22 protein-coding genes are annotated in these 18024 nt (G+C 32.4%); 1 reads left to right on the plus strand and 21 read right to left on the minus strand.

Translation table 11 applies throughout. The features are described from left to right. Window position 1: 1 nt before the first annotated feature. From KJ971_06420 to KJ971_06435, 4 genes are read right to left on the minus strand one after another with little or no spacing between them, the layout of a single operon-like run. A complete protein-coding gene (locus KJ971_06420) occupies window positions 2–925 on the minus strand; it encodes a bifunctional riboflavin kinase/FAD synthetase (GenBank protein ID MBU1145469.1) in 924 nt (307 codons plus the stop codon). Continuing rightward, entirely contained in the window at window positions 926–1798 is an 873-nt protein-coding gene (truB, locus tag KJ971_06425) for a tRNA pseudouridine(55) synthase TruB (protein ID MBU1145470.1), read from the minus strand. Window positions 1799–1822: 24 nt separating this feature from the next. Then, window positions 1823–2131, minus strand: coding sequence for a thioredoxin family protein (locus KJ971_06430; protein ID MBU1145471.1), 309 nt, complete (start codon window positions 2129–2131; stop codon window positions 1823–1825). A 9-nt stretch (window positions 2132–2140) separates the two neighbouring features. After that, window positions 2141–4459 carry an endonuclease MutS2 gene (locus tag KJ971_06435; GenBank protein ID MBU1145472.1) on the minus strand — a complete coding sequence of 773 codons (2319 nt, stop codon included), beginning with the start codon at window positions 4457–4459 and terminating at the stop codon, window positions 2141–2143. Window positions 4460–4525: 66 nt separating this feature from the next. Here KJ971_06435 and rnhC point away from each other — a divergent pair, with 66 nt between their 5' ends. Further along, a complete protein-coding gene (rnhC, locus tag KJ971_06440; protein ID MBU1145473.1) occupies window positions 4526–5443 on the plus strand; it encodes a ribonuclease HIII in 918 nt (305 codons plus the stop codon). 189 nt (window positions 5444–5632) lie between these two features. Here rnhC and KJ971_06445 read toward each other — a convergent pair whose 3' ends face one another. The 17 genes from KJ971_06445 to dtd form a co-directional block, all read right to left on the minus strand. Further along, entirely contained in the window at window positions 5633–6439 is an 807-nt protein-coding gene (locus tag KJ971_06445; protein ID MBU1145474.1) for a hypothetical protein, read from the minus strand. Between the two features lie 2 nt (window positions 6440–6441). After that, on the minus strand, window positions 6442–7158 hold the full coding sequence (locus tag KJ971_06450; GenBank protein ID MBU1145475.1) for an ABC transporter permease: 717 nt from the start codon (window positions 7156–7158) through the stop codon (window positions 6442–6444). Then, entirely contained in the window at window positions 7151–8014 is an 864-nt protein-coding gene (locus KJ971_06455; protein MBU1145476.1) for an ABC transporter ATP-binding protein, read from the minus strand. Before KJ971_06455 ends, KJ971_06450 begins: the two co-directional genes overlap by 8 nt. After that, complete coding sequence (locus KJ971_06460; protein ID MBU1145477.1) at window positions 7998–8612, minus strand: TetR/AcrR family transcriptional regulator; 615 nt, start codon at window positions 8610–8612, stop codon at window positions 7998–8000. The genes KJ971_06455 and KJ971_06460 overlap by 17 nt, the downstream gene beginning before the upstream one ends. A gap of 102 nt (window positions 8613–8714) precedes the next feature. Further along, window positions 8715–9644 (minus strand): RluA family pseudouridine synthase, encoded by a 930-nt coding sequence (locus KJ971_06465; protein ID MBU1145478.1) that lies wholly within the window; start codon window positions 9642–9644, stop codon window positions 8715–8717. Further along, window positions 9631–10134 carry a signal peptidase II gene (gene lspA, locus KJ971_06470; protein ID MBU1145479.1) on the minus strand — a complete coding sequence of 168 codons (504 nt, stop codon included), beginning with the start codon at window positions 10132–10134 and terminating at the stop codon, window positions 9631–9633. The genes KJ971_06465 and lspA overlap by 14 nt, the downstream gene beginning before the upstream one ends. Window positions 10135–10147: 13 nt before the next feature. Beyond that, window positions 10148–10516, minus strand: coding sequence for a hypothetical protein (locus KJ971_06475; GenBank protein ID MBU1145480.1), 369 nt, complete (start codon window positions 10514–10516; stop codon window positions 10148–10150). Window position 10517: 1 nt separating this feature from the next. Next, window positions 10518–11576, minus strand: a complete 1059-nt coding sequence (locus KJ971_06480) for a hypothetical protein (GenBank protein ID MBU1145481.1) — start codon at window positions 11574–11576, stop codon at window positions 10518–10520. After that, window positions 11569–12045: a dCMP deaminase family protein gene (locus tag KJ971_06485; protein ID MBU1145482.1), complete on the minus strand. Its 477-nt coding sequence runs from the start codon at window positions 12043–12045 to the stop codon at window positions 11569–11571. Before KJ971_06485 ends, KJ971_06480 begins: the two co-directional genes overlap by 8 nt. Further along, window positions 12032–12967 carry a pseudouridine-5'-phosphate glycosidase gene (locus KJ971_06490; protein ID MBU1145483.1) on the minus strand — a complete coding sequence of 312 codons (936 nt, stop codon included), beginning with the start codon at window positions 12965–12967 and terminating at the stop codon, window positions 12032–12034. Before KJ971_06490 ends, KJ971_06485 begins: the two co-directional genes overlap by 14 nt. Continuing rightward, a complete protein-coding gene (msrA, locus tag KJ971_06495) occupies window positions 12968–13462 on the minus strand; it encodes a peptide-methionine (S)-S-oxide reductase MsrA (GenBank protein ID MBU1145484.1) in 495 nt (164 codons plus the stop codon). It abuts the gene before it with no gap. Then, the gene (locus tag KJ971_06500) at window positions 13459–14157 is read right to left on the minus strand and encodes a tRNA threonylcarbamoyladenosine dehydratase (protein ID MBU1145485.1); all 699 of its coding nucleotides are present in this window, start codon (window positions 14155–14157) and stop codon (window positions 13459–13461) included. Before KJ971_06500 ends, msrA begins: the two co-directional genes overlap by 4 nt. A gap of 39 nt (window positions 14158–14196) precedes the next feature. After that, window positions 14197–14637: a hypothetical protein gene (locus tag KJ971_06505; protein ID MBU1145486.1), complete on the minus strand. Its 441-nt coding sequence runs from the start codon at window positions 14635–14637 to the stop codon at window positions 14197–14199. Next, complete coding sequence (locus tag KJ971_06510) at window positions 14634–15758, minus strand: AI-2E family transporter (GenBank protein ID MBU1145487.1); 1125 nt, start codon at window positions 15756–15758, stop codon at window positions 14634–14636. Before KJ971_06510 ends, KJ971_06505 begins: the two co-directional genes overlap by 4 nt. Window positions 15759–15827: 69 nt before the next feature. Next, the gene (gene hisS / locus KJ971_06515; GenBank protein MBU1145488.1) at window positions 15828–17144 is read right to left on the minus strand and encodes a histidine--tRNA ligase; all 1317 of its coding nucleotides are present in this window, start codon (window positions 17142–17144) and stop codon (window positions 15828–15830) included. Between the two features lie 89 nt (window positions 17145–17233). Beyond that, complete coding sequence (gene acpP, locus KJ971_06520; protein ID MBU1145489.1) at window positions 17234–17494, minus strand: acyl carrier protein; 261 nt, start codon at window positions 17492–17494, stop codon at window positions 17234–17236. An 86-nt stretch (window positions 17495–17580) separates the two neighbouring features. After that, on the minus strand, window positions 17581–18024 hold the full coding sequence (dtd, locus tag KJ971_06525) for a D-tyrosyl-tRNA(Tyr) deacylase (protein MBU1145490.1): 444 nt from the start codon (window positions 18022–18024) through the stop codon (window positions 17581–17583).

The raw sequence follows: 18024 nt of genomic DNA on the forward strand, positions 1-18024 counted from the left end.
TTTACCTCGTTTTTAGTTTTTCTTTAGTTTTTAGTTTTTCTTTAATTTGATATTCATCTTGTATCATTTGTTGAATCAAGTCTTCTTTAGAGGAAAAACAAAGTTCTTCTCGAAAAAATTCTTTAAAAATTATTGTGATTTTTTTTCCATAAAGAGAATCATCGATTCCAAAAATATGTGTTTCTAATGTAAGAAGTCGATCGAAAAATGTTGGGTTATCGCCTACATTAGTCATCGCTTGGTATCGCTTTCCTTCAAGAATTGCTTCTGTTATATAAACGCCCATTTTAGGTAATACATAAAATTCATAATTCAAATTTGCTGTGGGATATCCTAAAAGTCTTCCTCTTTCTTTTCCTTTGACTATTTCTCCTTGAATCTGATAGGGTCTTCCTAACAATGTATTTGCGTAATGTAATTTGCCATCTTCTAATAGATTTTTAATCCGAGATGACCCCACTTTTTTTCTATAATAATCCAGTTCAGGGACAATGATGGTCTCAAATTGGTCTTGATTTTTCAGAAGGTTAACATTCCCTTTTCCAAATTTACCAAACGTGTAATCATATCCTACAACAACGTAAACTGCGTTTTTCAAAAAACGAGAGATAAATTCCGTCGGGGTTAACGAAATTAGTGAATCATTGACTTCTAAAATATAAAAATAATCAAATCCTTGGCTTTCTGCAATTTCAATTTTATCTTCGGTGGATGTTAAATAGTAAAACGGTGTTTCTAAGATATAAGATAAAATATGAGTTGAAAAAGTTAAAAGTCCCGTTTTTTTCTTTTTGGTTTTACCTAAAGATAGTGTTTGGTTAAATAATAATTGATGGGCGATGTGCATTCCATCAAAAAAACCTAGACATAAAATCAAATCTTGTTCTTCTATGGTTTGGTTATAACTTAATTTTATGACTTTCATTTATAATTTCACCGACATTCTCATGACGTTTTTTTCTGAATCATAGCGATAAATTGCTAAAGGATGATTCACAGAATCATACAAAATTGTGTCTTCTAATTTTAAAAATAGATTTGTAGGTAAAAAAACTCCATTTTCAACTTGCTTAACATTTTGATCATCTAGCACTAGATTTTCCATATTTAAGTAAGGTAACGCATCAAGCAAATGAGTTCTTTGAAGCTTTAAATCTTCAACTGTGAAAGAATCTTCGATATGAAATTGACCTACCTTAGTTCTTCTTAAAGATGAAAGTGTTCCTACAACACCTAGTTTAAGGCCAATATCTCTTGCAAGTGCTCTAATATAAGTTCCTTTTGAACAGGAAATCGTTGCTTGAAACGCAAACGTATTTTGAGAAGAATTGACACCTTTAATATCTGAAATATCATATATCTCGATATCTCTTGGCAAAACAGTAGGCATCTTTTGTTCTTTTCGAGCAAATTCATATAATTTTTTTCCACCTACTTTGATAGCAGAATAGGATGGTGGAATTTGTAATTGTTTTTTGGTAAACGTTTTTAAAACTTGTATCACTTGGTCTAACTGAATCTGTGAAGAATCAATTTCGCGGATTGTTTTTCCGGTGATATCATCCGTATCGGTTTGAACGCCAAGTAAAATGGTCGCAATATATGTCTTATCATGATTTACAAAATATTTAGCTAATTTAGTAGCTTTTCCAACACATAAAACTAAAACTCCAGTAGCCATTGGATCTAAAGTGCCTGTGTGTCCTATTGTTTTCATACTTAAAGATTTTCTTGCGATGTTTACAATATCATGACTTGTAAATCCTGTTGGTTTATCTATTAACAATAGTCCATCCATTTTTTCACCTCGAAACCCATGATTTTATTCTTTGATTATTACTTTATGAAACCACATATTAAATTCTTCTTCATCTAGAGAACCACTAATTCTCGAGATTTCTTTCCCGTTTACAAGATACAAAAGAACGGGAATTCCTTTAATATTAAACTTCTTCGCCAAATCGGTGTGTTCTTCTACATCGATTTGAATTACTTTCAAAAAAACATCTTTTTCAACTTCTAAAAGTGTTCTGTTTACTTTACGGCAAGTCCCGCACCATTTTGCACTAAATTCGACTAAATAAGATCCATGGTCTAAGTCAAAATTTGAATTTTTAGAATATTTTTCCATAAATACTCCTTAATTAAAATAAATAACGGTGACTCCAGACCCGCCTTCGTTCATACCGCCAGGTCTAAAACTTTTAATTTGTTTGTATTTTTTTACAGCTTCCTGAACGCCCTTGCGTAGAGCTCCTGTTCCATATCCATGGATAATATATGCAAATTCTAAATTATTAACTAAACAATCATCGATGTATTTATCCAAAGAATCCATCGCTTCTTCAAATCTTTTTCCACGTAAATCCAATTCGACTCTTGCTATACTTTCTTTGTGAATCGATACATGCGATTTTTTTTCTGATTTTGGACTGTTTTCGATAAATTCTAATTGATTTTCAGAAAAAACAGAAGAAAGGGCGCCCATTTGAATTTCGTATTCTTGACTTCCTCGTTTTTTCATAACAATGCCAGATCTTTGATAAGGAACAACATTTACAATATCGCCAACACTTATCTTTTTGGTGTTTAATTTTTGATAGTTAATAGCAGGCGTATTTAAATTTTTAACATCATGTTTTAATTTAGCTAATTCATGTTCTTTAAAATTCGCTGTTTTTTTCAATTCATCTAATTCATTAATCAGTTCATATGCTTGTTTTTGAGCTTCTTCAATTGCCACTCTTTTTTCATGCTCTAAGTCTTTTATTAATTGATTTTGTTTGATTTTTGTCGAAGCAATTAATTGATCCACTTGATCATTTTTTTCTTTAACTTTTTGTTTTTCTTCTTTGTATTGTTTAATTTCATCATGAAGTTCTATGCTTTGACGTTCCAATTTCTTTATCAAATTAGACGTTTCATTATCAAAGGATAAAGAAATCGTTCTAGCTTTTTCAATAATTTCTTTTTCTAGCCCAAGTCTTAAAGCGATATCAAGTGCGTTAGAAGTTCCAGGAATTCCAATTTGAAGTCGATAGGTAGGTTTCAAAGAATCAATATCAAATTCCACAGAAGCATTTACAGTGTCTTCTAAATCATAAGCATATACTTTAAGCTCTGGGTAGTGAGTCGTTACCATACTAAAGACACTTTTCTTTCGAATATAGTCTAAAATACTTATCGCTAAAGAAGCTCCTTCTTTGGGGTCGGTTCCTGAACCAAGTTCATCGAGTAAAATTAAAGAATTTTTGCTTAATTTGCGTAAGATATATATGATCTTAGTAATATGAGATGAAAAAGTAGAAAGAGATTGTTCAATCGATTGTTCGTCTCCAATATCTGCAAATATATTCGAAAATACCATCGTTTTTGAACCGATGTCTACTGGAATAAGCAATCCTGCTTGAACCATGATAGAAAGCAATCCAAGTGTTTTTAATGCTACCGTTTTACCACCTGTATTTGGTCCCGTAATAACAATGGTATGATATTTATGAAAATGTATGGTATTAGCCACAACCTCTTCTCTTGGAATTAATGGGTGCCTTGCATTGATTAATTCGATGGTTGATGAAGTGATGTCAACGGATTCACAATCATTTTGAAGTGCATATTTTGCTTTACCAAAAATGATGTCAAGGGTCGTAAATATCAGTAAATTTTCTTCTAATGTTGAAGCTTCATTTGCGACTTCTTGGCTTAACCGATATAATATTTTTTCAATAGCATCTTGTTCTTCCATATACAAAGATTGAAGAGAATTATTGAGTTCGACACAAGCCATTGGTTCAATGAATACCGTTTCCTTACTTGCGGATTGGTCGTGAATAATTCCTTTAAATGAATTCTTATATTCTGCTTTTACAGGCAAAACCAAACGATTATTTCTGATTGTAATTAAAGTGTCTGTTAATTTTGTTTGTTCACTTCTTAAAAGCGAATTCATCTTTTCAGAAATCCTTTTGTCCGTAACTTGTATTTTTTTACGAACGGATTGAAGTTCTGGTGAAGCGTCATCGTATATTTGACCAGTTTGATCAATTGAGGCATCAATCTCTTTTTTCACTCTTGGGTGAAGGATGATATTTTCATAATAGGTATCAAGAGAAGTTGATGCTATGTCTAATTGTTTAATTTTTTTAATGTAATTTTTGTTTCTGGATTCGGCTTCAATAAAAGAAACAAAATTCAATAATTCTTCAATTTGAAGTGTAGAGCCGATTTTTGCTCTTTTTATTGAATCTTTCACATTCAAAACACCTGTCATAGGTGTTTCGTCGTATCGTTCTATCATTGTTTTCGCTTGAGATACTTCCAAAAGCATACGTTCTATTTCTAATTGATCGCTTATAGGTTTTATTTCTAGAATTTCTTGTTTGCCCAAATCGGTGCTAACATATTTTCGTAAAGTCAAAAGAATTTTCTGAAATTCTAGGATTTCTGCATCTGCATACATATACTCACCTTCATTCTCTTCTATTTTAACACAAAATATGATAAAATATACCTAGGAGTTGAGACAATGAATTATGTTTTTTCGATTGCAAAGTCTGATATTGATACTTTGCTTGAATATTATCAGGATGTAGTTTCAAAGAATTCCCAAGAACATGTTCTTGCTTTTTTTCAAAGTGATGAGGTTTCTATTACTATTTATAAATCCTTAAAAGTCATGCTACAAGGAAAAAATGCTAAAGACGAATATCTTATGTGGTCAGATCTTTTAGGATTTGAACCAATCCTTCAAGAAGAAACGAAGCCTAAGCCTTCTCATAACTCAAATGCCTTTCAACATAAAAATGCAATTGGAAGCGATGAAGTAGGCACAGGTGATTTTTTTGGTCCAGTGGTAGTTTGTGCTGCTTACGTTGGTAATTTGGATTTTGAATTCTTAGATAATCTTCATGTAAAAGATTCTAAAAAATTAAGTGATGATTTTATTTTAAAGATAGGCGAATCTTTAATTAAAAAGATTTCATATCAAGTAGTCATTCTTCCGAACCCCAAATTTAATGAATTAACCAATCAAGGCTACAACATGAATAAAATAAAAGCTTATTTGCATAATCATGCCATTCGTAAATTATTAGCTAAAATCAATAAGCCATTTGAAATGGTTATTATCGATGAGTTTTGTTCAAAAGAACATTATTTTACTTATTTGAAAGATGTGGAAGCTTATTCAAATATTACATTTTTACAAAAAGCGGAGGATCTACATCAAAGCGTTGCTGTAGCATCCATTATTGCTCGTTTTACTTTTTTAAAGGAAATGGATAAATTAAACTCAACACTTGGAATCATTTTACCACTTGGTGCTGGAGTTGGTGTAGATCTTATTGGGAAACGAATTGCTTTGGAAAAAGGGTTTGGCATATTCCAAGACATCGCTAAAGTAAACTTCAAGAATTTTGAAAAAATTAAAAATTTAATGAAATAACTTTGATTTAATAAAAGAAGGTGACCCACAATGGTTCACCTTCTTTTATTTTATTCGTCTTCTTTTTTATAATTCGGTTTCTCTTTTTTCTTTTCTTGGAGTTTTTTAAAGAACACTAATTTCAAATATCCAATTCCTACAACTCCTGCAGCAATTAATACCCACCAATACCAATCCATAAAATCCCTCCTATTTTAAGTTTGATTTTTTAATGAAAAATCGCAAACAAATCCCACCAAGGAAAATGGTGTAAACCGCGCCAATTAGCAGATACATTCCATAAGACAAATCACTTGGATTTGTGCTAGACAAACTAATATTTAATAATGCTTTGACGGTCCAAAAATTGGGAACAATTCCTAATATATATTGTTTTGCATCTTTAAAAGTGTCTAATAGTGTTAACAAGGGAACCATAATAATTATTCCGCTACTTTTCATGAAAGCAAATCCTTCAATTTTGTTTTTCGCGATTGCACCAATAATCATCGCGATAGTGGGAATTACAAGGCTCGCCACCAAGGAAAAAATGATGATTTGTCCATAAGATATGTTATCAAGCAGATTAACAGTTTGAGACAAGTAAACCACTTGATATTTATCGGTAGCTATTAATTTAAGTCCTCCTATCATGAACACATTTCCAAAAAATGCTAAAACATAAGTGTATGCAACTTTGAACATTGCATATCCTGATACCGTAACTGGAGTTACAGCAATGTTGATTAAGGTGTTTTCATCTTTGTTTTCGAGCAAGGAAAATCCAAGAAGAGCTCCCATGACAAATCCACCTAAAGACAAAATCACTACAAATCCAATCAAAAGTGTGATTGTCGTGCCATTAGAATCTTGAGTAGAAGTTTTATCCAAAATTGCTGGTAGCAAAAAGCCACAAATAAATAGCATTAATATTGGATAAACTATCATGAAAATACTCATAGAATCTTTTAATATCATTTTAAATTCATATTTTAATAGACTAATATATTTTTTCATAATTACCCCTCAATTGCGACTTTTACAAATCGTTTATACACAACAAGCGGATAAAGGAGCGATGGAATTAAAATAAGGTAAAGAATAGATGCAATCGTCTTCCAGGTTTCTCCTTCTGCAAGTGCACTTTTAAATAAATATTGACCTGCATAACTAGGAGAAAGCAATACTATGAAATCAATACTTGTTGGAATAATTTCTAACGCCACAAGTAATACTGGCAAAAAGAATAAAAGCATTAAACCCATATATCTTACCAGCATTCCCATAAAATCTTTTGCATTTAACGTAATTACAAATCCGATTGCAGTATGACTTAATATAATAATAACCATATAGAAAAATAGTAATAATACATTCAATTCAATTTCGTGAAAGATAAGAGCAGCTCCTACTACTAGCACAAAAGAGATGGTTCCTACAACAATCGTTGAGACGATTTTAGCAATAAGCACCCAAAGGAGCGATACAGGTGAAACAAGTAATGCATTCATAGTTCCTTCTTGCTTTTCAAGATAAAAGGAAGCAGCAAGTAAAATAATGCTCATTAATCCCGCATCCATTAGCACTAAAAATGGAAGTAACATTTTTACCGTTTCGATATCTGAAAAACCAATGATAATAACCCAAATGGCTGAAACAAGAACTCCAAAAAATAAAATTTTGTATTTGACTAGTCGAAAGAGTTCTCCTTTAATCAAATGCCATAATTTATTCATGGTCTTTATCTCCTGTCACCTTAATAAAGATGTCTTCCAGAGTTGTTTCGCCACTATGAATGGTTTCAATATCATGTTGTTTTAAAGCTTGTAAGAATAGATCGTTTTCTCCTATTTTTTCTAATGAAAAAGTTTCAGATAATAAATCGGTATCTTCATAATATTCTATTTTTACTTCTTTTTTCCCAAATCTCATTTTTAATTCTCGAACGGTAGATGTTTCGGTAATTTTACCAACATTCATAAATACAACATGATCACAAAGTTGTTCTACATCTCCCATGAGATGGGTTGTGATAAATACTGTTTTTCCTTGGGCTTTGAATTCTAAAATTAAGTCCTTTATAATTTTAGCATTTTTCGGGTCTAGTCCTGCAGTTGGTTCATCTAAGAATAAAACATCTGGATCATTTAAAAGAGCTCTTACAAAGTTAAGTCTTACTTTCATTCCCTTAGAAAAATCGCCAACCATTTGATTTCTTGCTTCAAACAAACCTACTTTAGTTAGTAATTCTTCATAATTAATGTTCTTTTTGTAAAGATTTGCAAAATACTTGAGATTTTCAAGTGCCGTTAGTTTATTAAAATGCACCGGCATTTCAAAACCAACGCCAACGTTTTCATAAAACTCTTTTTTGTAAGACTTTAAATCTTTTCCAAAATATAAAATTTCACCTTTATAATCTTCTAATAGCTTTGAAAGAATTTTTTGAGTAGTGGATTTCCCGGCTCCACTTGGTCCCAAAAGTCCAAACACTTTTCCTTGTTCTACTTCAAACGAAATCCCTTTAATGACATCTTCATTTCCTCTTGGGTAACGAAAACTTAACTCTTTCACTTCAAATACGTTTTTCATTGTTTTTCTCCATTCCTCTCACGACTGTTTTTAAATATCGAATTGTATCTTCTCTAATGGAATTCAAATAATCTATATCGAGTTCCCGGTTAATATAAGTCGTTTGAATTCCTGCAACAGCAATTTCAACATATTTTATTACATCTTCTTTTGTAAATTCATCTCTTATATTATCCATCGGGATGTCCTCAAAGAACATTCTCATACTTAGTTTCGTTAAATCACGAAGATGAGTTGCTACTAATGATTTAATCTCTCTTGGTGGATTTCCAGTTCCTTCCAGAAGAATCTTTGTATCGAAAGGATGTTTCTTGGAATACTCTAATTTCCATAAAATCATCTCTGTGATCTTTTCAAAAATATCACGAGTATTAGAATATGAAATCTCATTCATATGAAGAAGCATTCTTTCTAAAGATTTTTTGTATACTTCATAAAATAACATACTCTTTGAAATAAATATTTTAAAAATGGTTCCTTTTGAAACTCCTGCAATAGGATAAATTCGGTTAGTAGAAGCTTCTTTATACCCATAGGTTCCAAATTCAGATAAAGCAGCCTCTAAAATTTTTGTTCTTGATGATTTTTCTTTATTCAAAAACATCGCCTCCAAACCAGGTGACCATATGGTCACTTATATTTTAATATGGTTTGAATTATTTGTCAATATCAAAATAAAAAAAACCACAAAATTGTGGTTTTAACTTGCTATTCCTGATTGTAAAGACTCAATCAAATCTGAAAATTCTTGTGGCAGTTCCCTAGTAAATTCCATCCATTTCTTTGTAATCGGATGAGTAAACCCAATGGTTTTCGCATGAAGAAATTGACCAAATTCAGTTGCATTTTTATTTTTACCGTAGACATAGTCTCCTACTAGAGGAAATTTAATGTAGGCAAAATGAACTCGTATTTGGTGCGTTCTTCCTGTTTCTAGTTGACACGACACAAGCGTCTTATCTGAAAAGCGTTTTAAAACTTCAAAATGCGTAACGGCTGATTTTCCTGAAGCGACAACTGCCATTTTCTTACGGTCTCTTGGATCTCTTGCAAGAGGGGCATCAATTGTTCCTCTTTGGTTCAAGATGACTCCATCTACTAATGCAATGTATTCTCTTTTTGTCGTTTTTTCTTTTAATTCATCTGCTAAAACTTGATGAGCATAATCGGTTTTAGCAACCATTAGTAATCCGCTCGTATCTTTATCTATTCGATGGACAATTCCTGGTCGGATATCACCATTGATGTTAGATAATTGATTTATATGGTAAAGAAGTGCGTTTACAAGAGTGTGTTCGTAGTGCCCTGGTGCGGGATGAGTCACCATTCCCGAAGGTTTATTCACGACTAATAAATAATCATCTTCATACACTATGTCTAACGGAATGTTTTCAGCTTGAATATCTTGCTCAGTCAAAGGTATTTCTTCTAATTGAATAAAATCGCCGATTTTTACTTTATAGTTTGCTTTTACGGCTTTGCTATTGACTAAAACCGTTTGTAAAGCAATCATTTTTTGGACAGTTGTCCTCGATAATTCTTCATAAAGTTCCGATAGAAATTTATCGATTCTTATTAGTGGATCTGTCTCTAAAATAGTATATTCTAAGTTTTCATTAAGTCGTTTCATTAGTTTTATTCCTTTTTGGTTCTAAAAAGAATTGATCAATTAAGAACAATGCAATTCCAACATTTAAACACATATCCGCAAAATTAAAGACATAAATCCATATTCCTCTGAAATCGATAAAATCTATCACATAAGAGTGTATCGATCGATCAAGGAAATTACCTAAAGTGCCCGCGATTAATAATGCCAAACTAAGTGTGTACCAAAATTTCTTTTTATTTTTAAAATCAGATTTCAAAAGCATGTATCCAAAAACGAATGTGGCAACAATCGCAGTAACTAAGAAAAAATACATTCCAAAAGTCGTATCTCCACCAAGTCCAAAAACGGCTCCTGTATTTTCCACATAACTAAAATGAAAAAAATCTTGAATAATAGGAATGGTCTTTTCTGCTCCTACAGCATAGGATGCAAATGTATTCACAATCAGTAATTTTGATACTTGGTCTATTGTGACCAGCCCAATAACAATTAATATCCATACAATCATACTGTTTCTCCTTCTATACTAAAAGTCTTGGGATAATAAATAAGATAAAAATTAAACCAATCAATAGCACTAATCCGTTTAAGTATAACATAATTTTAAAAAATATTTTGTTTAAATTAATCTGTGATTCTGGTTTTTTTAATAACAACGCCTTTTTTGAAAATTTTAAAAAGACGATGACATACCCCATAGTAACCAAAATCATTAGTACTACAATTGTGTAAAGCAAGTACATATATACTAGCAATGCTTCTCCTAAAATAATATAGATGGGGATAAAGATTAAACTTGAAAACATCCAACCACCAAAAAATGCATCCAATATTTTTTTTAAACCAAATTCACTTCTTGCTTTTTTCCATTCTTCCATAAATGCTCTCATTTTATTCACCTAATCCTTGTAAGTAATCGAGTACATCTTGAAAGGAAGCAACGGGTTGTAGCCAACCTGTTGGATCTATCCCTAATTCATCACAAGAACGTAATGCCTCTATGTAATTGTCATAATAATACTCTTCATCCAAGAATGGTATAAAGAAGACGTCTACTTTATTTAAATACGCTGTGGCTATTTTTTGTTTTACTCCGCCAATGTATCCAACACTACCATCGTATTCAATGGTTCCAGTTCCTGCGATTTTTAGTCCATGAGTTAAATCCGTATCAGAAAGCATGTTATAAATCGATAACGTTTGAAGCAATCCACCTGATGGTCCGCCAATGTTTGATGAAACTTCTGTGTATTGAGGTGTCGTATTTTCTTTATCGACGATATAGTAATTTTTTAATGTAATTCCAAATTTATTGGTATCTTCATTTTTAGTTAAATCAACCAAATATTCCATTCCTGCTTCATTTTTAAATGTAAACGTATAGGTATCAAGCGAGGTAGTTCCAAGAGGAATTCCTTCAATGGTCGTAATGACTTCGTCTTGATCTCCTATGACTTGAATAAACTCATCTCCAAACGCGATTTCATCGTAGTTTGATAAATAGGTTGCTTTTCCATAAACCATAATCGATTCAGTATAACTGATGTGAACGCCTGGGCTTTCTTCAGATTCTAGTTGAAGGTAAGCCACAATAATCGCTGCATCGACAGACGTGTATTTGTCGAGGTAACTTATCTCAATGATTTCTTGATTGGTATAATCAAGATTAGATCCAGATAATTCCCCAATGGTGGAATAAGGGCTAAAATATCCAATGATAAACTGAAAGAAAGTTGGTCGATTTAAATCCATAATGTAAGTCGTTGAGATGCTTCCTTCAATGACTTTATCGGAATTGTAATCAATTTCAATCATGTTCTCTACTTCAGATAAACCACCCGGTGAATACACAAAATAATTAATTGGATAAAAAAGCAAAAACAGTAAGATGCAATAAGGTAAAATCAATAGTTTAATAGCAGGCCAAAATTTTTCAGTTAATTCATTCACTAGTTGTCACCTTCAAATGATAATCTTTTAATTGCCTATAAGTTACCTTCGCTGCAAGAAATAGTTTTTTTGCAGCAATATCTACTTCAGAACCACTATATTTTTCAGATAAGAAAATCACTTCTTTGATGCCTGATTGAATAATGAGTTTTGCGCATTCATTGCATGGAAAAAGGGTCACATACATCCTGGATCCTTCTAAATCAACGGTTGAATTTAAAATAGCGTTTGGTTCTGCGTGTACGACGTAAGCGTATTTGGTGTTTAAAAAATTGCCTTCTCTTTCCCATGGGAAAACTGAGTCGTCACATCCTACTGGAAACCCATTGTATCCAATTCCGACGATTCTATTTTTTTGATTGACAATACAGGCGCCGACTTGACTTGAATCGTCTTTGCTTCTAAGGCTTGATAAATAGGCAACTCCCATGAAATATTCATCCCAGGAAATATAATTAGTTCTTTTCATTTTCTTCCTCCATCAACGCATAACTTTTAGCTATGTTAGCTGCTAACTCACAATTATTATACACTAATTTAATATTGGCTTCTAAACTTTTACCTTTTGTAATCGAGGCAATCTTTTTTAGAAGAAATGGCGTAGTATCTTTGCCTTTAATTTCTAATTGATTCATTTCGATTAAAGCAGACTCAATAACATCGTCTATGATTTGTTTTGGAAATGAAAATTCTTCTGGAATGGGGTTTGCAATAAAAACGCCTCCATGCAGACCTAAGTTCCATTTTGTTTTCACAAGATTGGCGATTTCTTGCGGAGTATCCAAACGATAATTCACAAAGAAATCCGATTCTCTTGTGTAAAAGGCTGGCAATATATTGGTTTGATACCCAATAACAGGTACCCCTTTGGTTTCCAGATATTCTAGCGTTTTTTCTAAATCTAAAATCGATTTTGCTCCTGCAGAAATGACACAAACATCGGTTTGTGATAATTCTTCTAGATCGGCTGAAATATCCATAGTGATTTCAGCATTTCGATGAACCCCACCGATTCCTCCTGTTGCAAAAAAACGAATTCCAGCTAGTTTACAAGCTATCATCGTTGCAGAAACTGTAAGTGCTCCATTTTTTTTCATAGAAACAACATAAGGAATATCTCTTCTACTTGTCTTAATAACCTCTTGGGTATTTTTTCCTATCAAAACAATTTCTTCTTTTGATAGTCCAATGGTAATGACTCCGTTTATAATCGCAATTGTTGCCGGAATCACTCCTTGCCTTCTTATGATGGCTTCACACTCTAAAGCGGTTTCTACGTTTTGAGGATAAGGCATCCCATGACTAATAATGGTAGATTCAAGTGCCACGATTCCTTGATGATTTAAAAGTGCATTCTTTACTTCTTCACTAATTTTAAACAATGAAATCACCTACTTTAGTTCTTCAGGCTTTGCTAAATGCATTTTAATATGGCAATACCCTGTTGGATTTTTCTTAAGATAAGATTGGTGATTTTCTTCAGCGTCATAAAAGGCATTAACTGGTTTGATATACGTTTGAATTTCTTTTATATACTTTGGTTTAATTTTATCAAGATATTCTTTTATGAAAGCAAAATCGATTTCATCGAAAAAAAAGATTGCACTTCTATATTGAAGACCATAATCATTCCCTTGAGAATTTTTTTGAGTGGGATCGATAATTCGAAAGAAATGCTCTAATACTTTATCAAGTGAAATAACTAGTTCATCGTATTCAATGTATACAGCTTCTACATGTCCTGAGCTATTGCATACATCGTGATAACTTGGGTTTTTTCCTTCTGCGTCAGTATATCCTACTTTGGTTTTTAGGATTCCTTTTAAGCGACTATAATAAGCTTCTATTCCCCAAAAACAGCCTCCAGCTAATATAATTCTTTTCATATTTTTTCCTCCATAGATAAAAATTGATTGATGACAAAAGATGCTAATAAAAGCCCTGCGGCAGATGGAACAAAACTAGAAGATCCTAAACGAATGTCAGGGTTTTTTGTTTGTAAAGGTTTTTCTTTTGAAAACACTACTGGTAAAGATAAAGGGATATCACACAATCTAAGATGGGATCTTATGACTTTTGCAAGCGGACAAACTGAAGTTTTTGAAAGTGTTGCGATTTCAATTAATTCAGGATGAAGTTTGTTCGCAAATCCCATCGATGAAATGATCAGTTGGTTATGCAATATGGCTTTTTTTATTAAAGCGACTTTTGCTTCAACATCATCGATACAATCTACAATATAGTCAAAATCTAAATCTAAAAATGTATGTAAATTAGAAGCTGTTACTTTTTCTTTAAAAACAAAAACTTGACATAGTGGATTAATACTAGCAATTCTTGACTTCATGACATCTGCTTTGTATAATCCAATGGTATCTTCTAAAGCTAGAAGTTGACGATTCATGTTGGATGGTTCTATTACATCGTAATCTACTAAATAAAGTGTGCCAATTCCAGACCTCGAAAGAGCTTCTGCTGCAAACGATCCAACTCCTCCAAGTCCAAAAATGATCACTTTTTTCGTGGCAATGTTTTGAAAATTTTTTTCACCGATTAAGGCGGAAAATCTTGAAAAACGCATGAGGTCACCTCTAACAAATAAGGCTGCAACCGGCAGCCATCATTTTTTCTTCATATAATCAAAATTAAAAAATTTGCGTCCAAGCACAATTAGAATGAAAACAATAATCGCAAATAATACAACTAAAATGTTTGCAATGTAATCTCTATTTCCTCCTAAGTAATCATAAAAGACGATAAACCCTAATAAGCCAAAAGTACTAATAACCACTAAATAATAATATTCACTTCGATATCCTGGTTTCACTTGCCTCTTTAAATAATCTTTCTTTAGAATGAGCACTATGGTTCCAATAAGGGTCAAACTAAAAACAAAAATAATAAGCCAGAAAATAAACGTATTGATATTCAAAGTTTGATCTAACTCGAAAATGTAGGTAATGACTAAAATGATTGGCATAACCATCATCATCGTTGCATAAAATAAAATCGCACTTATTTCATATAATGAGTAAATCTTAGCTTTTTTATTTACGATCATGTCTTTCCGACACCACCTGTGGTTTCAACCTCTAATTTCTGGTTTTTTTGTTCTTTATAGAAGTTGTAGAAAACCCTTATGGATGCGGCAATTGGTGAAGCAAATACGACTCCTAATGTTCCAAAGAGAGAGCCAAAGAATAAAATAGAAATGATAATGATAAGCGGATGCATTTCCAAATGATGCGCCATGATGATGGGTTGGAAAATGTTTCCTTCAATAAATTGTAAAACAACGTTCACCGATAAAACAAGTAAAGGTCCAGGACCACTACCTGCTATAAACGAATAAATAATAGGTGGAACAGCAGCTAAAATCATTCCAAAATAAGGAATAATATTGGTTATACCTACTAAAAGTCCAAATACGAAGTAATATTTCAGCCCTATTAATTTATAAACAATCGTCGCAACGGAGCCAATAGCTATCATTAGAATAAGTTGACCTCGCAAATACGCTCCAACGGTTTGATTTAATTTTGAACCTAATTCTGCCACGTTTTTTTCATGTTTTTGTGGAATAATCGAACGTAGTTTTTCGCCAATCATTTCATAATCTAATAAGTAATAGATCAGAAGAATTGGTAAAATTAATACAACCGTAATAAGTGGTAAAGCGACATTAGATAAATAAGATATAATAGATGGAATCACATTTTCAAGTGAATTTGCGATTAAATTGGTTTCTGAGATGTAATTATAAATTTGATCGTAAATATCCGTTCCAAGAATAAATTCTTGTCTTAAATCTACGGTAATGTATTCAATGACTTTCAAGAAATCATTGTTAAAAAAGTTCGTGATTTCTGAAATGACAAATGGGGTGACAAAATAGAATAAAGAAAAAACAATTCCTACCGATAGTAAAAAAACAATCGCAAGAGATAATCCTCGTGGTCCAATTCCTTTTCTTTCTAAATACTTTACCAAAGGAAAAATGATTAAGGCAATCAAATAAGCTCCTGAAACAGGTACAACAACTGATTTAATGGCATCTAACATCCAGGTCCAAAGGTCGGAAAACTGAATGACCATAAAAAGTAGTGCAAGGCCAAGTAAGGCGATGACTAAAAATTTAATGATTCGATTTAGACGTTCATCGGAAATTGGTTTTTTCTTCAATCTTTTCACTTCCCATCGAGATGTATTATATCATAATTATATGTGAATCTATAGCGTTTTAAAGAAATCTTAACAATCTTCCTCGCAAGTAGAACATCCCCCACTACATTCGTGAGCTTCGTTTTGAATTGCGGAAACTAAATATTGATATAATTGAGATAATTTAACCGTTTCTTGAACAGCTGTTTTCGCATTTTTAACGTTGATTGACTCTTGATCAAATTCCGTTTCTCCAAAGATTAAATAATATTTTGGATTTTGTTTTTCAGCTTGTTTAAATTGCGCTTTTAATCCATGATCGAAAAAATCATAATCAATGATTAATCCACCATGTCGTAAAGCCGTAATGATTTCAAGTGATTTAGCTTTTGCATGTTCTCCAATCGAAATCATAAATGCATGGATATAAGGAGCTGGCATAGTTTTATTTAAACTTTCTAGTGCTAACAATAATCGTTCCATCCCAAAAGCAAACCCTACAGCTGGAAAATCAGGCCCATCCAAGGATTTTACTAAATTATTGTATCTTCCGCCTCCACCAAGAGTTGCTTGAGCTCCAAGAGTTGGTAAATCAGCTTCAAGTTCAAAAACAGTGTGAGTGTAGTAATCCAATCCTCTTACAAGCGAAAGATCTAACTCATACTCTATGTTCATTTGATCTAAAGCTCTAAGAACTTGAGAAAAATGGGTTTGCGCTGCTTCGGTTAAACAATCGGTTGGTTTAGGTGCTTCTTGCAACACCGGATTTTCTTTATCTATTTTACAATCTAAAACTCTAAGTGGATTATCTAAATAGCGTCGATTACAGTCTTCACATAAAGAACCAATTTTTGGCTCTAAGTAGGATAGTAGTGTTTTCTTGTATAATTCTTTGCTTTCTTCATCACCTAACGTATTTACTTTTACTTTTACATTTGGTAATTGGAGAGCTTTCAGAAATGTTGAAGCATAAGCAATCATTTCAGCGTCCATTAAAGGGGAATTAGATCCAAGTGCTTCTGCTCCAAATTGATAGAATTGACGTTGTCTGCCTTTTTGAGGACGCTCATAGCGAAACATGGGTCCATGGTAATAAAGCTTTAATGGCAAATTGCTTGAGGCATAAAGTTTGTTTTCAATAACACTTCTTACGACAGGAGCTGTGCCTTCTGGTCGCAGGGTAATTTGTCTTTTGCCTCGATCTTCAAAATCATACGTTTCCTTTTTGATGATATCAGAGGTTTCACCTACGGATCGGTGAAATAATTCACTCGATTCAAAGATTGGGGTTCTGATTTCATCAAAATGGTAAAGTTTTGATACTTGATAAATGACACTTTCTAGATGTTGCCACAGCGGGATTTGGTTTGGTAGTATATCATATGTTCCTTTTATTTTAGCAATCATTTTATTCTCCTTTTATGAAAAAAATCGTCCTCTTTAGAAAAGGACGATATCCTACGACAAGAGAGGTTATATTAACACTCTATCTATTTTTAAACAAAATATTTGTCGTTTACGTGTTCTAAAACGTAATCAACTAAATCAGAAACATCATTCATTTTAGTAGCCGCTTCATCTGAAATTGAAACTAAAAATTCGCTTTCGATTTGGTTGAATAATTCTAATGCGTCTAAAGAGTCCGCACCAAAGTCATCAGCTAATCCAGCTTCTAAAACAACTTTTTCTGGTTTTACGCCTAATTCTTGTACGATAATTTCTTTTACTTTCTCAAAAATCATTTGTTTTTTATCCATTGTTCTCCTCCAAAAGAATTCATTTACTTTTCTACAAAGTAATTATATTAAATTTTGCCCTCTAAGTCAAACGAAAGGGGAAAATTTTACATCTTTTCCAAAATGATGGTTACTGGACCATCATTTAGTAAAGAAACTTCCATTTCTTTGCCAAATTCACCAGTAAAAACTGGCTTCCCTAAATAAAAACTCATTCTTTCATTAAATAGTTGATACAAAGGTTTTGCAAGGTTGCCTGGTAAGGCTTCTGTAAAAGAGGGTCGATTCCCATCTTTTAAATCTCCATAAAGCGTAAATTGAGAAACACTTAGAATATCATAGTTTTTCTCTTTAATCGATAAATTTAGTTTTCCAGTTTCATCTGGAAAAATTCTCAATTTACTGATTTTACTAGCAAGATAATCAATGGTTTCTAAGGTATCTGTATGTGTAAATCCTACAAAAAGCAAAATTCCTGAACCGATTTGGCTTATCAAGATATCGTTTATAGTTACACTAGCTTGTTTTACTCTTTGACAAACGATTTTCAA

The organism is Bacillota bacterium, assembly GCA_018818595.1.
In the GTDB taxonomy this organism is placed as follows: domain Bacteria; phylum Bacillota_I; class Bacilli_A; order Izemoplasmatales; family Hujiaoplasmataceae; genus JAHIRM01.